Origin of the sequence: Glutamicibacter ardleyensis (assembly GCF_014644555.1) — a bacterium.
In the GTDB taxonomy this organism is placed as follows: Bacteria; Actinomycetota; Actinomycetes; order Actinomycetales; family Micrococcaceae; genus Glutamicibacter; species Glutamicibacter bergerei.
This window is the reverse complement of sequence record NZ_BMKX01000002.1, coordinates 102,755-121,689: the sequence shown is the minus strand read 5'-3', so window position 1 is coordinate 121,689 and position 18,935 is coordinate 102,755. Positions and strand designations below refer to the sequence as shown.

Genomic DNA, 18,935 nt, shown 5'->3' with positions numbered 1-18,935 from the left:
TCCTCGGATGTTTGGACCTAAGGATCAGATAAAGGCGACGCCGGGGCCGTGTATAGAACCTCTTCGTTCCTCACGCCCGGTAACCAGCATCAACAGTTCAATCAGCGGGCCCCTAATTTCCATCCCAGTGCCAAGGTTGAAGTTGTCATCCTCGGCGACCAAGGTGACCCGGCGCGCCAACTCTTTTGCGCCACCGAAGGCTTTGCTCGTGCGCGTCTGGTAGCTAATGGCTAGTTGCACTGACTGTGGCGGGTAGTTGCGTTCAATTCCCAGCGGACGCCGGATGTCTTCGCCGTGCGCGATTTCTTCTACCAAGCGGCTGGCGAGTGGGGCCGGTGGCCCGCTGCGTCGTTCGGCCACTTCGCGGAGTGCTGCGAGGGTCTCCTGGGCGCTCGCGCCTTTTTCTGCGGCGACACCGTTTGCGTTCTGTTGGTCAAAATCAAAGCGGGCTTTTGCCATGGCTATCGCAAGTCGAGGCGTTGTAGTGCGCGCGTTATCAATCAGATGCGCGGCAACATCTTGAACCGTCCAGCCGGCGCATAAGGACGGTGTGGCCCATTGTTCCTCGCTCAGTTCGGCGAGATCCTTGATCAGTGCTTTGCGTTCGGCATGTACTAGTTCCCAGATCTGACTCATAAATTGAGTCTTCCAGTTCGGCCGACCAGAGACAACATCAGGCTCTGCGCGCATTGGCTGACTACACGGATAAGCTCTCAACAAAATGACATTGAACGGGTGGCCCAAGTGATTTGCAAATGTTAACGACGAAGGCCGCGTAACTACCAATCGGTAGTTACGCGGCCCTCGTTGACTAGCTTGAGACTACTTGGTCAGCAATTCCAGAGCCTTGTTCAAGGTAGCGCTTGGACGCATGATGGCCGCGGTCTTTGCCTCGTCCGGACGGTAGTAACCAGCGATATCCACTGCCTTGCCCTGGACCTGGGCGAGCTCGGAAACGATGGCTTCCTCATTCTCGTCCAGTGCCTTGGCTACAGCGGAGAAGGCCTGCGCAAGCGCAGCATCCTTGTCCTGCTTGGAAAGCTCTTCGGCCCAGAACTTAGCTAGGTAGAAGTGGCTGCCACGGTTGTCCAACTCGCCAACCTTACGCTTAGGCGACTTGTCTTCCAGCAGGAAGGTGCCGGTTGCGGCATCCAAGGTATCTGCCAGAATCTGTGCGCGAGCGTTGTCAGTGGTGTTGGCCAGGTGTTCGAAGGAAGCACCCAGAGCCATGAATTCACCCAGTGAATCCCAGCGCAGGTGGTTTTCGTTCACCAGCTGCTGCACATGCTTTGGAGCCGAACCACCGGCGCCGGTCTCGAACAGTCCACCACCGGCAAGCAGTGGGACGATCGAAAGCATCTTGGCCGAGGTACCCAGTTCCAGAATTGGGAACAGGTCGGTCAGGTAGTCGCGAAGCACGTTACCGGTCACCGAGATGGTGTCCTCGCCCTTGCGGATACGCTCGATGGTGTACTTGGTAGCCTCGATCGGATTCAGGATTTCGATGGTCAGGCCATCGGTGTCGTATTCCTTGAGGTACTCGTTGACCTTGGTGATCAGCACGGCGTCGTGTGCGCGCTTCTCATCCAACCAGAAGACCGCTGGGGTCTGCGAGGCGCGGGCACGGTTTACAGCAAGCTTGACCCAGTCACGGATGGCAACATCCTTGGCCTGGCAGGCACGCCAGATGTCGCCGGCGAAGACCTGGTGTTCGATCAGCACGGTGTCGTTCTCGTCCAAGATCTGCACGTGGCCGTCGGCAGCCAGCTCGAAGGTCTTGTCGTGGGAACCGTATTCTTCGGCCTTCTGAGCCATCAGGCCCACGTTTGGTACGGTGCCCATGGTGGTTGGATCGTAGGCGCCATTTGCACGGCAATCATCGATAACCGCCTGGTATACGCCCGAGTAGGACGAGTCCGGCAGGACGGCCAAGGTTTCGGCTTCCTTACCGTCTGGGCCCCACATTTTTCCGCCGAGGCGGATCATTGCTGGCATCGAAGCGTCAACGATGACATCCGATGGAACGTGCAGGTTGGTGATGCCCTTGTCGGAATCGACCATGGCAACGGCGGGGCCTTCTTCCAGACCCTTAGCGATCAGCTTCTCCACCCCGGCGCGAACGTCATCAGAGAGTTCATCTAGTCCGCCAAGGATGGCAGCTAGGCCGTTGTTTGGGTTCAGACCCGCGGCCTTTAGCTCGTCACCGTAGGTAGCGAACAGCTCGGAGAAGTACGCCTTGACGACGTGACCGAAGATGATTGGGTCCGAAACCTTCATCATGGTGGCCTTCAGGTGAGCCGAGAAGAGCACACCGTCTTCCTTCGCACGGGCTACTGCGTTCTTCAGGAACTCGGTCAGTGCAGCGACGTGCATGACGGTACCGTCGATAACTTCGCCTTCAAGAACCTTGAATGGCTTCTTCAGAACTTTAACCGCTCCGTCTTCGCCAACGAAGCGGATGGAGATGGACTTGTCCTTGTCGATGACGATGGACTTCTCATTGGAGGCGAAGTCATCGGCTGCCATGGTGGCAACGTTGGTCTTTGAGTCCGAGGCCCAGGCACCCATGGAGTGTGGGTACTTGCGTGCGTAGTTCTTCACGCTCAATGGTGCGCGGCGATCCGAGTTACCTTCACGTAGCACTGGGTTCACGGCAGAGCCCTTGAGCTTGTCGTAACGTGCTCGGACATCGGTGTCCTCATCCGAGGATGGGTTCTCCGGGTAATCTGGCAATGCGTAGCCAGCTGCCTGAAGTTCGGTGATGGCAGCCTTGAGCTGTGGGATCGATGCCGAGATGTTTGGAAGCTTGATGATGTTTGCTTCCGGGGTCTTGGCTAGGTCGCCAAGCTCGCTCAGTGCATCGGCGATGCGCTGTTCTTCGGTGACATAATCCGGGAAAGTGGCGATGATGCGCCCTGCCAGCGAAATGTCGCGGGTCTCAAGTTCAACACCGGCGGTTGACGCGAAGGCCTCCACGATCGGCAGGAACGAGTGCGTTGCCAGCATCGGGGCTTCGTCGGTGTGGGTGTAAATAATCTTGGCCATAAGTGTGGCGTCTCCCTGAACGTCGTGCGGAAGCGGGCTATCCGCCCTAAACTCAACGTTCTCAACTTACCTGATTTTGTCCTGCACCACACTTTTGGGCGTTTACTTTATAGCTAAATTTCACGCTTTTTCCCTGAAATACCGCGATGAATAGTGCCCGAGCACTTTGTCACACTTAAGTTAATGAGCAGTAACTCAATGTGCAAACGAGAAGGTTTAGGCCCCACGGGAATCTATCGACGCTATCTGCGAGAGACTAATGATTGCCTTCTCGAAAAGTTCAGCTGGCGTTGAGGTCAGCCCAGCAGCTTCTTCATACGCAAAACACTGCCACGCAACACGCCAAGCAGTTGCCACCAATTCAGCGACCAGCATCGCCTGCATCACGTCTAGCACTTCGCGTTCGATCAATGACTGACTCAGTGAAACGACTAGTTCTTGCTCGCGGCGCGTGGCGATCACCAGCAATTTGGGGTCTTGACGCATGAGCCGGGAGATCCGTCGGATTTCATGGTGACGAACCTCGACACTGAAATGCATTCGACACACTTCAAGCAGTGCATGGAAAATTTCAGAGGAGGATTTTCCTGCCACAATTTCAGCTCCGGCGAGCGCGGCGATGAGATCGCCTTGGCCCGGGACGATGGCCGATTCTTTCGAATCGAAGTAACGGAAAAATGTACGCTCGGAGATTCCCGCGCGTTCGGCAATTCGCGCCACGGTAGTTGCCTCAAGCCCCAAAGATTCAATGAGATCTAGGGTCGCTGCCTGAATAGCCTGCTTGGTAGCGGCTTTATGATCGTCACGAATTCCCATTAAATTTCCTACTTGTTGTTCTGCCTCTAGTCATCATCCTACGACCCTCCAGCGCAGAGTTGTTTTCTGTCACACTCTGCCAGTTTCGCTTACGAAATTGTGTCACCTTGTGACAGAATTTGAAAGTTGAACAATTCTAGAAAGAGGAATCCGTGGCTCCTGAGCGCACCGAAATCAAGGCCGAAACCGCGCCTTCACGACCCAAAAATCCGGTACTGCCCACTAAGCAGCTCACCGGAATCATCGGAGCACTGGCGCTAGCCGCGTTCTTGATGATTATGAACGAAACTGTCCTGACGGTGGCTCTCCCAGCCATTATGGCGGATATGGACATTTCGGCTTCGGCCGGGCAGTGGCTCACCACAGGATTCCTCGTGACAATGTCCGTAGTTATCCCGACCACCGGCTTCCTACTGCAGCGCTTCAGCAGTCGTTCGTTGTTCGTCTTCGCGCTGTCCAGCTTCTTGGTCGGCACATTGATTGCAATTTTCGCCCCGAGTTTCGCTTTCTTGCTGCTCGCTCGAATCATTCAGGCCGTTGGCACCGCTATCGTCTTGCCATTGTTGATGACTACCACCTTGTCCTTAGTCCCGGTGCACAAGCGCGGCATGGTCATGGGCCTGAACTCCATCGTGATCTCAGTCGGTCCTGCCGTTGGCCCGACCGTCTCCGGCGCAATTGTTCACGCGTGGGGATGGCACTACATCTTCGTACTGATGGCTCCGTTGGCAGTGATCACCTTAATCTTGGGCATTATTTTCATCAAGCTTCCATCAAACGCACGCAAGCTTCCGGTCGATATTTTCTCGGTGATCCTTTCCGCGCTCGCCTTTGGTTTGCTGGTCTACGGCATCGCCAGCATTGAAAAGGCCAGCGAAAATATGGGCTTGACCGTGGCAACCTTTGTTGTCGGCCTGGCCTCCTTGGCACTGTTCATCAAGCGTCAGATTCGCTTGACCCGCGAGGGGAAGGAACTACTGAACCTCACCCCCTTCGCCTCGCGCAACTTCACCTTTGCAATCGTGCTGATCATGATTGCCTTCGGCACATTGCTCGGCACGATCATGATGGTTCCCATCATTCTCGAATCAGGCAAGGGCATTAGCGCTCTAGCCATTGGCATGATGTTATTGCCAGGCGGTCTCGCACAGGCCATCGTTTCACCAATTTTCGGCCGCATTTACGACAAGCACGGCCCTCGCCCAGTCTTGATCCCCGGCGCCATCATGCTGGCCTTGGGCCAGTGGATGTACGTCACGGTCACCACCGAAACCGAACTGTGGATGTTCATGATCTGCCACGTCATCTTCTCGATCGGTCTGGCATTGCTGATGACCGGTTTGATGTCCTCGGCTATGGCCTCGGTCAATCCCCGCCTTTACGGACACGGTTCGGCGATCTTCAGCACCGGTCAGCAACTCGGCGGCGCCATCGGCACCACGATCTTCATCACCGTGATGTCAGTACTATCCAACAACGAACTCGCCCAGGGCTCCGACCTGGCGCAGTCGCTCTTCACCGGTGCGCATGCCGCCTTTATCGTGGGCGCATTGTTGGGCACAATCGGCGTGGTGCTCTCGTTCTTCATCAAGGTCGAAAAGCGCGCCTAATGTCAGCTAGCAACTTCGGTTGAAGCGCTGAATAGGGGTCCGCAGCCAGTGGCTGCGGACCCCTGCTGCGTTTAATAATTGCCTTCACCTGGCTACGCATTAATATTTTGCGCGAAGCCAAGAAAGATTGTTGAACAATATGCGTTTTTGGTGCATGCTTAGATAAACGACGCGGAGAGACGGGGATCACAGATGACGTATATCGACCTTAATTCTGATGTAGGCGAGTCCTTTGGCAACTGGGCCATGGGTGATGATGCAGCAATCTTCACCTCGGTCTCCTCGGCTAATGTGGCCTGTGGTTTCCACGCAGGCGATCCAAGCGGTATCGCGCAGACCTGTCGTGACGCGGTCAGCGCGGGAGTCATCATTGGCGCTCACGTCGGTTACCGGGATTTGGCCGGATTCGGCCGTCGCTTCCTAGACTGCTCGGCCACCGAGCTAGCAGACGATGTGCTCTACCAGCTCGGGGCGCTCCAGGCCCTGGCGCGCGCAGCAGGTTCCAATATCAAATACGTCAAACCCCATGGGGCGTTGTACAACACGATTGTTCATCATGAGGTTCATGCCCAGGCCGTCATCGATGCAATTAAGGCCTTTGGCGAAGATCTCCCCGTGCTCTTACTTCCTGGTTCGGTGGCGTTAGCGAAGGCAGAACACGCCGGATTGCGCCCAGTAGCCGAAGCTTTTGCGGACCGTAATTACAACCCCGACGGCACCTTGGTTTCTCGTCGCGAAGCCAATGCGGTGCTCCATGACAGTGCCCAGGTGACCGAAAATATGATTCGTCTGGCAAGTGACGGCACGCTCAAAGCCATCGACGGATCGGTTATCCAGATGCCGGCCGAATCCATCTGCGTTCACGGAGATACCGCCGGATCCGTAGCCATGGCCGCGGCGGTGCGCGCCGGGCTAGAATCCGCCGGAGTGCAGATCAAGAGCTTCGTATGAGCATTACCAATATATTTGCCGCCGGAAGCCATGATGTCCTTGTCGAGTTAGAAGACCTAGAATCGGTCCTAGCTCTCGACGCATTCCTACAAGCCCAGCCGCTACCTGGCCAACGCGATGTTTTGGCTGCAGCCCAAACGGTCATGGTGAAGTTCAAAACCAGCGAGCATGCTCGAGTCGCCGTCAAACATCTGCCCCAGCTGAAGCTCAACACGGCAGCTGTGGCTTCCGGAAAACTTGTCACTATCGAGGTCTACTATGACGGCGAAGACCTCGATACCGTCGCTCAGCTCACCGGTTTGAGCGCACAGGCCGTGGTCAATGCGCACACCGGCCAGCAGTGGCGGGCCGCTTTTGGTGGCTTCGCTCCTGGCTTCGCTTACCTGCTCGGTGAAAATAAGGTACTGGAAGTGCCTCGCCGTGAAACGCCACGCACTTCGGTACCCACCGGATCGGTCGCTCTGGCTGGGGAATACTCCGCCGTATACCCGCGTCAATCCCCCGGAGGTTGGCAGCTACTAGGCCACACCGACTCGGCGCTGTGGGATTTGGACCGGGAGAACCCGGCCCTTATCCGTCCACAGGATCGGGTGCAGTTTGTCGCCTCGCGCAACGCCTTAAATCTCCACACCGAAACACCCACCGCCCAAGTCGCCGACGCGCCTCGTGGCGATGGACTCGAAGTGCTCGATTCCGGTTTGCAAAGTTTGCTACAAGACGCCGGCCGCTACGGCTTTGGTGCGCTTGGCGTACCTGCCAGTGGCGCCGCAGATACAACCTCGCTGTATCAGGCAAACAGGCTGGTCGGGAATACCCCCAACCAAGCGTGTATTGAAAATTTGACTGGCCGTATGAGCTTGCAAGCCCATGGAGATCAAGTCCTAGCGGTCAGCGGCGCGGAAGCTAAACTGAGCATCACTCCAGCACCCGAGGATCTCGTCCGCACCGAACGTGAAGCCTATATGGACGCACCATTCGCGCTGTTGAACGGCGAGCGCTTGGATTTAGCACCTACAGGTAACGGTTTACGCAGCTACATCTCGGTACGCGGCACCATCCAACTGCCGAAAATTCTCGGTTCTTTAGCTACCGACACACTCTCCGGTGTTGGTCCTGCCCCATTGGCTACAGGAACTTTCCTGCCGGTTGCACCACCAGAGAATCTCCAAGTAGTCGGAGAGCGCGAGCCTAGTACCTTACCGATTCAAGACACCGATGGGTGCTTCGTCTTACGCGTCAGCGTGGGGCCTAGAGATGACTGGTTTGGCCCGGTGGGTGTGGAGAAACTGCTCAATCAGCAGTGGTTGGTTACTAGTGAATCGAACCGCATCGGAGTGCGCTTAGGCGTGGAAGGTGAAGCAAGCGCCCTGGAACGAGTCCGCACTGGAGAACTTTCCAGTGAGGGTGTAGCTCTGGGCTCGCTACAGGTCCCACCATCCGGATTGCCGGTCTTATTCCTCGCCGACCATCCGGTCACCGGAGGTTACCCGGTCATTGCTACCGTGATCGCCGAAGACTTATCTGCTGCCGCACAACTACCGCCGGGTAGCCATATCCGTTTTGAACTTTCCGAATCCGCTCCAAGCACCGAAGGAAACTAGGCATGAAAAAGGTCTTGATCGCCAACCGCGGCGAAATCGCTGTTCGTATCGCCCGAGCCGCCTCCGACGCCAACCTAAAATCGGTTGCCATCTACTCTGATCCGGACGCCGACGCATTGCATGTGCGTCGCGCCGATGAAGCATATTCCCTTGAAGGGTCTTCGAGTGCCGAAACGTACTTGGATATTTCCAAGATCATCGCCATTGCCCAGCGCGCCGGTGCGGATGCGGTTCACCCAGGTTATGGTTTCCTTTCCGAAAACGCCGACTTTGCTCGTGCAGTCATCGACGCCGGAATGACTTGGATTGGCCCGTCACCACAAGCCATTGAGCTTTTGGGCAATAAGGTCACCGCGCGTGAAATCGCGGTTCGTGCCGGCGCTCCCTTGGTGCCCGGCACCGATGCCCCAGCAGCTAACGCTGGTGAGGTTCGAGCCTTTGCCGAAAAATATGGAGTACCTGTTGCCATCAAGGCAGCCTTCGGCGGCGGTGGACGTGGTCTGAAGGTCGCACACACCATGGAAGATATCGAAGATTCTTTTGAATCTGCAGTCCGTGAAGCCACCGTCGCGTTCGGTCGCGGCGAATGCTTTGTGGAGCGCTTCCTTGACAAGCCGCGGCATGTGGAAGCCCAGGTCCTTGCAGATACCCATGGCAACGTCATTGTGGTCGGCACCCGCGATTGCTCCTTGCAGCGTCGTCACCAGAAATTGGTAGAAGAGGCCCCTGCACCGTTCCTCTCCGATGAGCAGCGCAGCGAAATCCACGAGTCAGCCAAACGGATCTGCCGTGAAGCCGGCTATGTGGGCGCAGGTACCGTTGAATACTTGGTAGCACCAGATGGCCTCATCTCATTCCTTGAGGTCAATACTCGGTTGCAAGTTGAGCACCCGGTCAGCGAAGAGACATCAGGTCTGGACCTGGTCATCGAACAGTTCCGTATTGCCGATGGCAAGGAACTCTCGGTGCTCGAAGACCCTACTCCGGTGGGTCATGCTTTCGAATTCCGTATCAATGCCGAGGATCCCGCGCGTGGCTTCCTGCCAGGGCCTGGCACCATCACCCGGTTTGAGGCGCCTACCGGCTCCGGCATCCGCGTGGACGCCGGTGTCCGCAGCAACTCGGTGATCCCTGGCCAGTACGACTCGTTAATGGCCAAGCTGATTGTTCATGGTGCTACCCGCGAGCAGGCATTGCGCCGCGCCCAAGTGGCGTTGGCAGAGTTCACCATTGAAGGGGTTCCTACGGTCCTGCCGTTCCACCGTGCGGTGTCCAAGCATCCGGACTTCGTCGCCGAACAGCGTTTTGGCGTCTACACGACGTGGATTGAATCAGAGTTTGCTGATGAGCTGGCTAATAGCGATGAGATTGCCACCATCGAGGCCGGTGCGGAACGCGAGGTACTGACCATTGACCTAGATGGCAAGGCCATGGCTCTTGGCTTGCCCGTTGCCTTGGTCAATGCAATCCGTCACGGCGGATCAACCTCAGCGGGGTCAGCAGCCGTTCACGGTGCCGACACCGACGAAGGTTCCATCGTGTCCCCCATGGCAGGTAATTTGGTCTCATTCTCGGCACAGGATGGCGCTTCGGTGACCAAGGGGCAAACAGTGGCCGTCTTAGAAGCTATGAAGATGGAATCCCCGGTTACCGCCCACCGCGATGGCATCTTCACTTCCGCAGATTTCAGTGCCGGACAAAGCGTGCTTCGTGGCGATGTGCTGGGAAGTATCGCTTAGTCAATGCGGAATACACTGGGAAGCTGAACTAAATTAGGGGAATGAACGTGAGCGAGATTTACACTTCAATTCCATTAGGCGACGGGTCCACCCATGCGCACACCAGCACTTGGGTGGCCTCGACGTTGCGCCAAGAAATCGCCGAGGGGCGTTTACTTCCAGGTTCCAAGCTCTCCGAACAAGCGTTGTCCAGTGCATTGGGAGTCTCTCGGAATACGTTGCGTGAAGGATTCACACTGCTAGATAGTGACCTGATTATTTCGCGCATTCCGAATCGCGGGGTGTTTGTCGCTTCCCCCGATGCAGCGGATATCAGGGAAATCTATGCTGTTCGTCGAACTATCGAACCCGCCGCGTTAGCTTGGGGTCCAAAGCTGGATATTGATGAGCTGTCGCGGATCATTGGGCAGGCCCGTGCCGCGGCCGAAGCTGGAAATATTACCCTCATGGCAGACGCCAACCAGCAATTCCACGAAACTATAGTGCGTGCCACCGGAAGTGCTCACCTGCTCGAGTTGATGAGCCGGGTACTGGCGAAAATGCGTCTGGTGTTCCATGCGATGAGCGATGCCCCGGACTTCCATTCACACTACGTCTCGCGAAATAGCTCCCTAGTCGACCTGCTTAGCGCCGGGCAACGGATGAAGGCGGCCGATACCTTGCAGGATTATTTGAATACCGCTGAGGCCGAACTCTTGGACCACTACGAGTCCTCACAACTCCGCTAGGAGCAACATGCCTGATTCTTCATTGCCCGTCATCGCCGAAGCTATTGCTCGACGTGCCCATCGGGGCCAATTAGACAAGTCCGGAGCAGACTATATTACTCATCCCGCTCGCGTAGCAGCGAGGGTTTACGAACGGGGCGGTACCGACGCGGCTGTTGCTGCGGCGTGGCTTCATGATGTGATCGAAGACTGCGACGTTACTACCTCGGATCTCCTGGCCGCGGGAATCACTCAGGAGGTCGTGAGGGCAGTCGATTCAGTGACTAAGCGCCAGGGCGAAAGCGTCGAGGACTATTGCGCGAGGGTCCGTTCAGACCCGATAGGACTGCTCGTCAAGCATGCAGATCTTGCCGATAATACTTCGCCTGAACGGACCGCACTATTAGCCGAGGCGACCCGTGAACGGTTGGCGAAAAAGTACAGCTATGTACGTTCGCTCCTTGCACTTTAGCCAGCTATTTGGCTTCAGAATGCGCGTAGCATCAGAGCATGGAGTCCCAGAGGACGTGAAGACATGTTTGAGAAGTTCACCGAACCGGCACGTTTGGTACTCGTCTTGGCTCAGCAAGCGGCGACTGCTCGCAACGAAGGCCATCTGGGTACCGAGCATCTGCTGCTAGCTTTGCACCGCGAAGGGCAGGGGGTAGCTGCGCAAGCCCTGCAGGCCCTTGAGATTTCCCCTGACGCGATCCTCGCGCAGCTGCATCAAGTGTCCAAGGCCAGTCCGCTTGAACCGGGTGACGAAGTCCGGCTAACCCCACATGCCAAAAAGCTTCTTCGCCTTTCGCTACGCGAAGCCAAGGAGCTAGGCCATGGACTGGTGGGTACCGAGCATCTACTTTTGGCATTGCTCCGCATGGGTGACGGACGGGCATTCCAATGCCTCAAGGACCTCGGCGTAAATCCACATCAATTGCGCCAGCGAATCATTATGATCCTGTCAGGAGTCTAAAGTTGTCCTTTTCAAGCCCTTGGTTGCTCCCTGAGACGGTGAGGAGCACCGCATGATAATGCCGCTGGTCCTGATCAATCACACGGGTATCGTTAAAATAGACTGATGGGGACTTCGATTCGTTTCTCTCCTCGAAGCGTTGCCATCTTGTGCCAATAATTCATCGCATCCAAAACGCATCAGACCCAGGTATTCAAAATTGTGATTCCTTGGAAGGAACCTTCGTGATATTGCCCCTTGCTGAATTACATATCCATTTGGAAGGATCTCTGGAACCGGAGACTATTTTCGCTTTGGCTTCCAAGAATGGGATAGACCTGCCCTATGAGTCCGTCGAAGAACTACGCGCACACTACGAATTCAACAACCTGCAGTCGTTCCTCGATCTTTTCTACGCCAATATGGCAGTACTACGCACAAGCGAAGATTTCAAAGAAATCACGACCGCGTACCTGAACCGCGCGCACGCTTCCGGTGTGCGGCATGTGGAACTATTTTTTGATCCGCAGGCACACATTGAACGCGGCCTGTCGCTGTCCGAGGTCATTTCCGGGATACGCGCTGGGCTCGAAGAGGCCGAGCAACGATGGGGTGTGACCCATAAACTTATCGCCTGCTTCTGGCGTCATGCTCCGGCTGCTTCAGCCATGGAAATCCTGAAAATGATTGTCACCGAAAACCATGCCATCGACGGGATCGGCTTGGACTCCTCCGAGCTGGGATTCCCGCCAGAGCTCTTCGAAGAGGTCTTCAGCTACGCACGCGAGCACGGCCTGCATGTCGTGGCCCATGCCGGCGAAGAAGGCCCAGCTGATTACATCCGCCAAGCACTGGACGTCTTGAAGGTTGAGCGTGTCGACCACGGTATCCGCTGCATGGACGATCCTGAGCTGGTGGCTCGCTTGGTCAAAGAGCAGATGCCACTGACCGTATGCCCCTTGTCTAATGTGCGTTTGCGTGCGGTAGAGACTCTAGCCGATCATCCCTTGCCACAGATGCTCGAAGCTGGTTTAAAGGTTTCCTTGCACTCCGATGACCCGGCCTACTTTGGTGGCTATTTAGACGCCAATATTTCTGCGGTGGCCGAACAGTTCAGCCTGACTGTCAGCGATCTGGCTACGCTGGCCCGCAACTCCTTTGAAGGCTCATTTCTTGATGAGGCTGCAAGGAAGTCACGTTTAGCTGAAGTGGATGCTTGGTTGGCTCTGCAATTGGATACCACGCGCAGAGACTAAGCGTTCAAATTAGAAGTGCCGCGATTCCTTGGGGGCGGAATCGCGGCACTGGACTCAATCCGTTGCTAGTACTTGGGGTTACGGCACCTGATATTGCGAGTCCCTGGCGTCGGTGATTAGCATATGCCCGGGGGCATGTCCGATCGCCAGCGTAGGACGGGATTCCATGACAGCGGCCTGTGGGGACACGCCGCATGCCCAGAAAACTGGAATCGCTCCGTCCGGCATAAGGGGGGCATCGCCGAAGTCTGGTTTTCCCAGATCTGTGATGCCGATTTCTTCGGGGTTTCCCACGTGAACTGGGGCCCCATGAACCGCTGGATAGCGGGAGGTAATGCGCACTGCGTCGGCCACCTGAGCGGCCGGAATCGGACGCATTGAAACCACCATCGGCCCGGTGAGGCTCCCGGCCGAAGCGCTGCGGATGCTCGACTTATACATAGGCACGTTAGTGCCGTGGTCGATGTGCGCAATACTGATGCCATTTTCGATCAGGGCTGCTTCGAAAGTGAAGGAGCACCCGACAATGAATGTCACCAGATCATCCCGCCAGTATTCGGTGAGATCTGTCGGTTCGGCAATCTTCTCGCCGTTTTCATAGACCGTGTACTTGGGCAGGTCGGTGCGGATATCTCCGTCAACCAGTAGTTCATTACTGGTCTGCCCTGCTTCAAGTACTCCCAGAATGGGGCATGATTTGGGATTGCGCTGGGCGAAGAGGAGGACATCAAATGCCAGGTCTTTCGGAACGATGATCAGGTTAGCTTGTGCGTAGCCGGCACTGTAGCCAGCTGTTGGTACGCTCAGACCCGCTCGGAATAGCTCACGCGCTTCCTTAGGTGTCAGTCCTGCTCGTGTGCTGCGTTCTGGTTGTTCGAGTTTCATGATGTCTGCCTCTCCGAGTTAGTTGGTTTTTAGACCCAGAGCTTGGCTAGGCCGGTTAGTGACATCCACCCAAGATAGATGGTCAGCACCCAAGTCAATGCACCGATGATCAGTAGCCATGCCGGGTATTTGTAGTTGTCCAGAAGGTCGCGGCGACGCCAGGCAACCCAGAGGAGAACCGCAAATCCGACGGGCAGGATCAGTCCGTTGAAAGCCCCGGCGAAGATCAGCAGGGTCTGTGGAGCCTGTCCGAGGAACAGGTAGATTACCGCGCAGACTGCAATGAATGCGACAGTGATCAGGTTGCGAGTGCGTTCGTTGGTCGTGGACTTGGTGACGAAGGATACCGACGTATATGCGGCACCGATAACTGATGTCAGCGCAGCAGACCAGAGGATCACGCCGAAAGTCCGTATGCCGATTTCTCCGGCAGCTGCTCCGAATGCCTCTGCTGCTTTGTTATCACTGGTCAATGCGACACCACCGGCGACTACGCCGAAGATCGCGAGGAACAGCAGAACTCGCATGACGCCGGTGATGATGATACTGACTACCGAGGTGCGGCTGACTGCTTTGACGTGCTCAACACCGGAGGTGCCCGAATCGATCATGCGGTGCGCTCCGGCGTATGTAATATAACCGCCCACGGTGCCACCGATCAGCGTGGTGATGACCAAGAAGTCAATATTTTCAGGCATCACGGTGTTCTTCAATGCTTCACCAACAGGTGGCGCGGCAACGATTGCTACGTAAAGCATCAAGAGAATCATCAACGCTCCGAGGAGCACTACAATCCGGTCCAGTGCCATCCCGGCTTTTTTAGACAAGAAGACGAGAATGGCGATAAGCGCCGAGATTGCTCCACCGATTTTCGCGTCAACGCCCAGCATCGCGTTCAGCCCAAGGCCGGTTCCGGCGATATTTCCGATGTTGAAGACCACACCGCCGACAAAGACGAGTGCTGCGAGGAACCATCCAACGCCTGGAAGTACCTTATTGCCCAGTTCTTGGGCACGCATTCCGGAGACGCCAATAACACGCCAGACGTTGAGCTGGACTGCAATATCAACCAAAATCGAAACGACAATCGCGAAGGCGAAGGACGCGCCGAGCTTGACCGTGAATTCCGACGTCTGGGTGATGAAACCCGGCCCAATGGCGCTTGTGGCCATGAGGAACATTGCCCCCATAAGGGCGGTCCGCCGAGCTTTGGAGCTCATCTGCGGCTTGATCTCTGAATTTGCCATGGTTCCATCCATAACTATCGGTGGTGATTGCGCTCACCTTCGCGAGTGATGAGTAGTACATTACAGGTTGTTGAACAATCTGCGCAAGGGGTTGTTGAACAATCCTATTCCGGGCAACTCGAAGCGCCCGTCTGACCAGAACCTACATACCAAAAACAATCGCACAAGAATCGTTTAAAAACGACACCTCGGCACGCAAAAGCACATTTTCTGGCTTTCGAGAACCGAGGTGTTTCCCGGATGGATTTAGCCCTGGCGAGCCTTCATCCGTGGATTCTTCTTATTGATCACAAATATCCTGCCGCGGCGGCGGACCACTTGAGCACCGGGCATCTTTTTCAGCGCCCGGATCGAATTCCTAACTTTCATTCATTTTCACCTCGCTTCCATTCATTGTGCTGTTGCTGCCCTGGATCCAATGCACCCGAAGCACCATGCAGAGCCAAGAGCTGCCTATCGCTGAGTTCACAAGGCTCCAGCAGCGCCCTCACCTCGGCTTCGCAGTGCTCCGAACCAGTCAGCTCAAGGTGGGTGCAGGCAATATCGCCTTCCCAGGCGCCGGTTGATTCCAGCCAGATTCGAGGTCCGGCCCCAGTGAGGGCCACGCGCACACCGGGACAACTGGCCATCCAGAGCGTCCCTCGAATACACATGCACGTAGCTGCAAGATCCGGCAGTACCTCACGGAACCGATCGGCATCTAGCGGCCGTTCAACCTTGATGAGGATCTTTGTACCACCCACATCCGTGGCGCCAGAGCCGTGCTGAAAGTGGCCGGGGCGGGATCTGCGAAGCGCGTCGTCACGGTCATAGGCACCCAACGCGACCTTGCCCTGCGCGGAGGTGAGCGTGGCGTGCGGTGCCGAATCACGTATTAGCTTCATTCCACGCCTGAATTGCTCGCCGGAAGAATTCAAGTGCCCGGCGGATTCGCCTAGTAGTGCAACACTCAACCCTTCGACGAACAACAGGCTGTCAGCCAGCGCAATTTCGCGGATCAGGAACTCTCCGGCAGTGCGCTCATCATTGGCCATGGCATTAAATCCCGATTCCCACAGATTCCTGCGGTCCCAGAACTGGTCTTCCACGGCGGCGGGATCCAGAGCCAGAGCAACTTGGTCGATCGCAACGCCACGCCCTTCGAGCTCGGTGCTCACGATGTCCAAAACTTGATCACTATGCCAAGTCGCCGGCAACGACTGAATGATTACCGCATCCTCGTTCTGGGGCAACAGGCGCAATAGGGTCGGAAGGATTTCAAACCGGACCGCGCAACCGACGCATCCATGTTCGAGCACGGATTCTGCGCGTTCACTGGCGTTGGTGTTTCCTTCCACCCGGCGCAGTACACGATTTCCCTCGAGGAGATCGTGGCTGATCACCAGCGCCTGGGGGTACTCGCTCAGCAGGCGCTGGACCGCTGCATCACGGCAGTGAACTTCTAAGGATGAGACAAAAATAAGCTTCATAGCACTAGAGCTTACATGAGAACGATTCTCAATATTAGTAATGCGTAACCTGTGTTAAAAGACGACGGGCCGCTCAAGTCATCGTCTACCGATAACTTGAGCGGCCCGTGCCGCGGGGAACCTCTTAGTGGAAGAAGTGGCGTGCCCCGGTGAAGTACATGGTGATGCCGGCCGCGTTAGCGGCGGCAACTACTTCCTCGTCGCGAACCGATCCACCTGGCTGCACGACTGCCGTAACACCGGCATCCAAGAGAATCTGCAGACCGTCAGCGAATGGGAAGAACGCATCCGAAGCCGCGACGGCTCCCTGACTGCGCTGCTCAGACTGTGCGCCGTCGACGTTTTCTGCGCCGCCGGCTGCATCTGCACCTGATTCAACTTTCACCCCGAGGGTGTTAGCACGCTCGACCGCAAGCTTGCACGAATCCACGCGGTTGACCTGGCCCATACCAATACCAACGGCTGCGCCGTCCTTAGCAATCAGAATTGCGTTGGACTTCGCTGCGCGCACCGCACGCCAAGCAAAGGCCAAGTCTGCCAAAGTTTTTTCATCCGCTGCCGCGCCGGCTGCAAGAGTCCAGTTAGCCACGTCGTCACCGGCTGCGGTGATCTGATCCCCAGCTTGTACCAGCATGCCACCGGAAACCTGACGGAATTCATTGGCATTACGTGCATAACCTTCTGGCAGGGCCAGCAGGCGGATGTTTTTCTTAGCCGAAAGGATTTCCACGGCTTCTGGCTCGAAGTTAGGTGCGATAACAACCTCGGTGAAGATGCCCTTAACCGTTTCTGCCATCGCCTTGGTGACAGTGCGGTTGGCGGCGATAACGCCACCAAAGGCCGAAACCGGGTCGGTGGCATGTGCCTTGGCGTGCGCGTCAGCAATTGGATCTACGGCATCTGGGGAAGCTACCGCGACACCACAAGGGTTCGCGTGCTTGATGACCGCTACCGCTGGCTGCTCAAAATCAAAAGCCGCACGCAATGCCGCATCGGCATCCACATAGTTGTTGTAGCTCATCGGCTTGCCGTGCAACTGGTCAGCCTGTGCGATGCCGGCAGGAGCTGCCTCATCAACATACAAGGCTGCCTGCTGGTGTGGGTTTTCGCCGTAGCGCAGCACCTCGGCGCGCTGCAAGGCAACACCGGAGTAAGCTGGCCAATCGATCACGCCGTCGCCGTCTTCATCCAAGAACTGGCTGGCGGTCCATGATGCCACTGCGGTGTCGTAGGCTGCGGTGTGTGCGTAAGCCTTAGCGGCGAGACGCTGACGGGTCTTCAGATCGAAGCCACCCTCTGCAGCGGCCTCGACGACCTGTGAGTAGAACGATGGGTCAACCACGATGGACACTGCTGCGTGATTCTTTGCAGCCGAGCGGACCATAGCTGGACCGCCAATATCGATCTGCTCAACCACTTCGTCCTGGCTGGCGCCCGAGGCGACGGTCCGCACGAAGGGGTAGAGGTTCACCACGACTAGGTCGATCTGGTCGATGTCCATGGAGGACAGGGTGTCCATGTGCTCGCTCACGCGGCGGTCGGCAAGAATGCCACCATGGATGCGTGGGTGCAAGGTCTTCACCCGGCCATCGAGCATTTCCGGGGAGCCGGTAACCTGCTCTACTTCGGTGACTGGAATTCCTGCCGCCGCGATCTTCTTCGCGGTCGAACCGGTGGAGACCAACTGCACGCCAGCTTTATGCAACCCAGCGGCCAGTTCCTCCAGCCCAGTCTTGTCATACACGGAAATCAACGCGCGGCGAATAGCTACACGGTCCAAGACGGTCTTACTCACGAAAATGCTCTCCCGGCGGTGAGATGAAAAGGGGCGGGCGGCCATAGACCGCCGCACCTATTCTAGCGCCGGAAGCTAAAGACTGAGCAGTTCATGTCGGGGCTATTGAACTGGCTGTTCTAGCTGCGGAAAATGCTCATCAAGTTGTTGTGGGGTCAGACAGAGTTCTAGGAGTTTTTCTGCATGATCATCATCGGCAACGTAGGCAACCAGATCCACCTTGGTGCGTTCATTCAACTCTTCACGAATCGAATGAGCTACCGCGACGAGGGTGTGATAATAACGTTTGATCGTATTTTCCCATCCCTCTTGCGTGGCTTGCTCGGTCATTGCATCAGACCAGATTTGTGCCGCTGGATCTTGGCATAGTTCAATGGAAGACCAATGCCAATCGCTTGGCTCCCACTTATCCGAGTAGAAACTGTCGTTGTCGTCGGCTTCGAGATCCGCTTCGATGGCTTCTAAGACCTGGTCAAGGTCTTCGGTGTCTTCATCACTATCGTCTGCCGATTGTTCGGACTCTTCTTCCTGCTCGTTATCGGAGTCCATGAGTCCTTCGCCGCGCTGTTGTTCCTCGCTTTGCGCATCCGAACGGTCCTCGTAGTCGGCATCCTCGTCGAGGTCTTCGCCGCGCTCCACGAGCAGTTCGCGTGACTCGCTTTGCCGGTCCCGTTCGAGTGCTTCCACAGAATTGAGCGCCAGCAACGGCATAGAGATATTTTCACTCTCTGTGGTGCTGACCCCGTGCAGGGCGATGGCATAAAAATTCTGCTCCGGGTGCTCAGCAATCACTTCTGCAGCGTGTCGAAGGGCAGCTACCCGTATTGCCTCTTCGAGAGCGGTCCAATCTACTCCCATGACC

17 protein-coding genes are annotated in these 18,935 nt (G+C 56.4%); 8 read left to right on the top strand and 9 right to left on the bottom strand.

The features are described 5' to 3' along the window. Positions 1 to 24: 24 nt before the first annotated feature. From IEX04_RS05080 to IEX04_RS05070, 3 genes are all read right to left on the bottom strand, one after another. Positions 25 to 636 carry a maleylpyruvate isomerase family mycothiol-dependent enzyme gene (locus tag IEX04_RS05080; RefSeq protein ID WP_096257416.1) on the bottom strand — a complete coding sequence of 204 codons (612 nt, stop codon included), beginning with the start codon at positions 634 to 636 and terminating at the stop codon, positions 25 to 27. A 186-nt stretch (positions 637 to 822) separates the two neighbouring features. Further along, positions 823 to 3,045, bottom strand: a complete 2,223-nt coding sequence (locus IEX04_RS05075) for an NADP-dependent isocitrate dehydrogenase (protein ID WP_096257414.1) — start codon at positions 3,043 to 3,045, stop codon at positions 823 to 825. Positions 3,046 to 3,261: 216 nt separating this feature from the next. Next, complete coding sequence (locus IEX04_RS05070) at positions 3,262 to 3,861, bottom strand: TetR/AcrR family transcriptional regulator (RefSeq protein ID WP_188684233.1); 600 nt, start codon at positions 3,859 to 3,861, stop codon at positions 3,262 to 3,264. 152 nt (positions 3,862 to 4,013) lie between these two features. On the opposite strand from IEX04_RS05070, the gene IEX04_RS05065 reads away from it, so the two are divergent. The 8 genes from IEX04_RS05065 (at position 4,014) to IEX04_RS05030 (ending at position 12,677) form a co-directional block, all read left to right on the top strand. Next, positions 4,014 to 5,471 (top strand): MDR family MFS transporter, encoded by a 1,458-nt coding sequence (locus IEX04_RS05065; protein WP_229677008.1) that lies wholly within the window; start codon positions 4,014 to 4,016, stop codon positions 5,469 to 5,471. 192 nt (positions 5,472 to 5,663) lie between these two features. After that, complete coding sequence (locus tag IEX04_RS05060) at positions 5,664 to 6,422, top strand: LamB/YcsF family protein (protein ID WP_188684231.1); 759 nt, start codon at positions 5,664 to 5,666, stop codon at positions 6,420 to 6,422. Then, entirely contained in the window at positions 6,419 to 8,023 is a 1,605-nt protein-coding gene (locus tag IEX04_RS05055) for a 5-oxoprolinase subunit B/C family protein (RefSeq protein WP_188684229.1), read from the top strand. Before IEX04_RS05060 ends, IEX04_RS05055 begins: the two co-directional genes overlap by 4 nt. 2 nt (positions 8,024 to 8,025) lie before the next feature. Then, a complete protein-coding gene (locus IEX04_RS05050; RefSeq protein WP_188684227.1) occupies positions 8,026 to 9,762 on the top strand; it encodes an acetyl/propionyl/methylcrotonyl-CoA carboxylase subunit alpha in 1,737 nt (578 codons plus the stop codon). A 47-nt stretch (positions 9,763 to 9,809) separates the two neighbouring features. Next, positions 9,810 to 10,490, top strand: a complete 681-nt coding sequence (locus tag IEX04_RS05045; RefSeq protein ID WP_229677007.1) for a GntR family transcriptional regulator — start codon at positions 9,810 to 9,812, stop codon at positions 10,488 to 10,490. Positions 10,491 to 10,497: 7 nt separating this feature from the next. Further along, positions 10,498 to 10,941 (top strand): HD domain-containing protein, encoded by a 444-nt coding sequence (locus IEX04_RS05040; protein WP_188684223.1) that lies wholly within the window; start codon positions 10,498 to 10,500, stop codon positions 10,939 to 10,941. 63 nt (positions 10,942 to 11,004) lie between these two features. Beyond that, positions 11,005 to 11,442: a Clp protease N-terminal domain-containing protein gene (locus IEX04_RS05035; protein WP_188684221.1), complete on the top strand. Its 438-nt coding sequence runs from the start codon at positions 11,005 to 11,007 to the stop codon at positions 11,440 to 11,442. 224 nt (positions 11,443 to 11,666) lie between these two features. Further along, a complete protein-coding gene (locus IEX04_RS05030) occupies positions 11,667 to 12,677 on the top strand; it encodes an adenosine deaminase (RefSeq protein WP_188684219.1) in 1,011 nt (336 codons plus the stop codon). Between the two features lie 78 nt (positions 12,678 to 12,755). Here IEX04_RS05030 and IEX04_RS05025 read toward each other — a convergent pair whose 3' ends face one another. The 6 genes from IEX04_RS05025 to IEX04_RS05000 all read right to left on the bottom strand — a co-directional run bounded on the left by IEX04_RS05025 (position 12,756) and on the right by IEX04_RS05000 (position 18,931). After that, entirely contained in the window at positions 12,756 to 13,562 is an 807-nt protein-coding gene (locus IEX04_RS05025; RefSeq protein ID WP_096257397.1) for a putative hydro-lyase, read from the bottom strand. Positions 13,563 to 13,591: 29 nt separating this feature from the next. Continuing rightward, on the bottom strand, positions 13,592 to 14,809 hold the full coding sequence (locus tag IEX04_RS05020) for an NRAMP family divalent metal transporter (protein WP_188684217.1): 1,218 nt from the start codon (positions 14,807 to 14,809) through the stop codon (positions 13,592 to 13,594). 246 nt (positions 14,810 to 15,055) lie between these two features. Beyond that, positions 15,056 to 15,178 (bottom strand): type B 50S ribosomal protein L36, encoded by a 123-nt coding sequence (gene ykgO, locus IEX04_RS05015; protein ID WP_188684215.1) that lies wholly within the window; start codon positions 15,176 to 15,178, stop codon positions 15,056 to 15,058. After that, positions 15,175 to 16,278, bottom strand: a complete 1,104-nt coding sequence (locus IEX04_RS05010) for a GTP-binding protein (protein ID WP_188684213.1) — start codon at positions 16,276 to 16,278, stop codon at positions 15,175 to 15,177. The genes ykgO and IEX04_RS05010 overlap by 4 nt, the downstream gene beginning before the upstream one ends. A 124-nt stretch (positions 16,279 to 16,402) precedes the next feature. Then, a complete protein-coding gene (gene purH / locus IEX04_RS05005) occupies positions 16,403 to 18,073 on the bottom strand; it encodes a bifunctional phosphoribosylaminoimidazolecarboxamide formyltransferase/IMP cyclohydrolase (RefSeq protein WP_188684211.1) in 1,671 nt (556 codons plus the stop codon). A gap of 102 nt (positions 18,074 to 18,175) precedes the next feature. Further along, complete coding sequence (locus IEX04_RS05000) at positions 18,176 to 18,931, bottom strand: midas domain-containing protein (RefSeq protein WP_188684209.1); 756 nt, start codon at positions 18,929 to 18,931, stop codon at positions 18,176 to 18,178. Positions 18,932 to 18,935 lie beyond the last annotated feature (4 nt).

Bases quoted from the DNA above. Each gene is read 5' to 3' on its own strand.
- IEX04_RS05080 (WP_096257416.1), bottom strand. From the start codon at position 636: ATGAGTCAGATCTGGGAACTAGTACATGCCGAACGCAAAGCACTGATC.
- IEX04_RS05075 (WP_096257414.1), bottom strand. From the start codon at position 3,045: ATGGCCAAGATTATTTACACCCACACCGACGAAGCCCCGATGCTGGCA.
- IEX04_RS05070 (WP_188684233.1), bottom strand. From the start codon at position 3,861: ATGGGAATTCGTGACGATCATAAAGCCGCTACCAAGCAGGCTATTCAG.
- IEX04_RS05060 (WP_188684231.1), top strand. From the start codon at position 5,664: ATGACGTATATCGACCTTAATTCTGATGTAGGCGAGTCCTTTGGCAAC.
- IEX04_RS05055 (WP_188684229.1), top strand. From the start codon at position 6,419: ATGAGCATTACCAATATATTTGCCGCCGGAAGCCATGATGTCCTTGTC.
- IEX04_RS05050 (WP_188684227.1), top strand. From the start codon at position 8,026: ATGAAAAAGGTCTTGATCGCCAACCGCGGCGAAATCGCTGTTCGTATC.
- IEX04_RS05040 (WP_188684223.1), top strand. From the start codon at position 10,498: ATGCCTGATTCTTCATTGCCCGTCATCGCCGAAGCTATTGCTCGACGT.
- IEX04_RS05035 (WP_188684221.1), top strand. From the start codon at position 11,005: ATGTTTGAGAAGTTCACCGAACCGGCACGTTTGGTACTCGTCTTGGCT.
- IEX04_RS05025 (WP_096257397.1), bottom strand. From the start codon at position 13,562: ATGAAACTCGAACAACCAGAACGCAGCACACGAGCAGGACTGACACCT.
- IEX04_RS05020 (WP_188684217.1), bottom strand. From the start codon at position 14,809: ATGGCAAATTCAGAGATCAAGCCGCAGATGAGCTCCAAAGCTCGGCGG.
- ykgO (WP_188684215.1), bottom strand. From the start codon at position 15,178: ATGAAAGTTAGGAATTCGATCCGGGCGCTGAAAAAGATGCCCGGTGCT.
- IEX04_RS05010 (WP_188684213.1), bottom strand. From the start codon at position 16,278: ATGAAGCTTATTTTTGTCTCATCCTTAGAAGTTCACTGCCGTGATGCA.
- IEX04_RS05000 (WP_188684209.1), bottom strand. From the start codon at position 18,931: ATGGGAGTAGATTGGACCGCTCTCGAAGAGGCAATACGGGTAGCTGCC.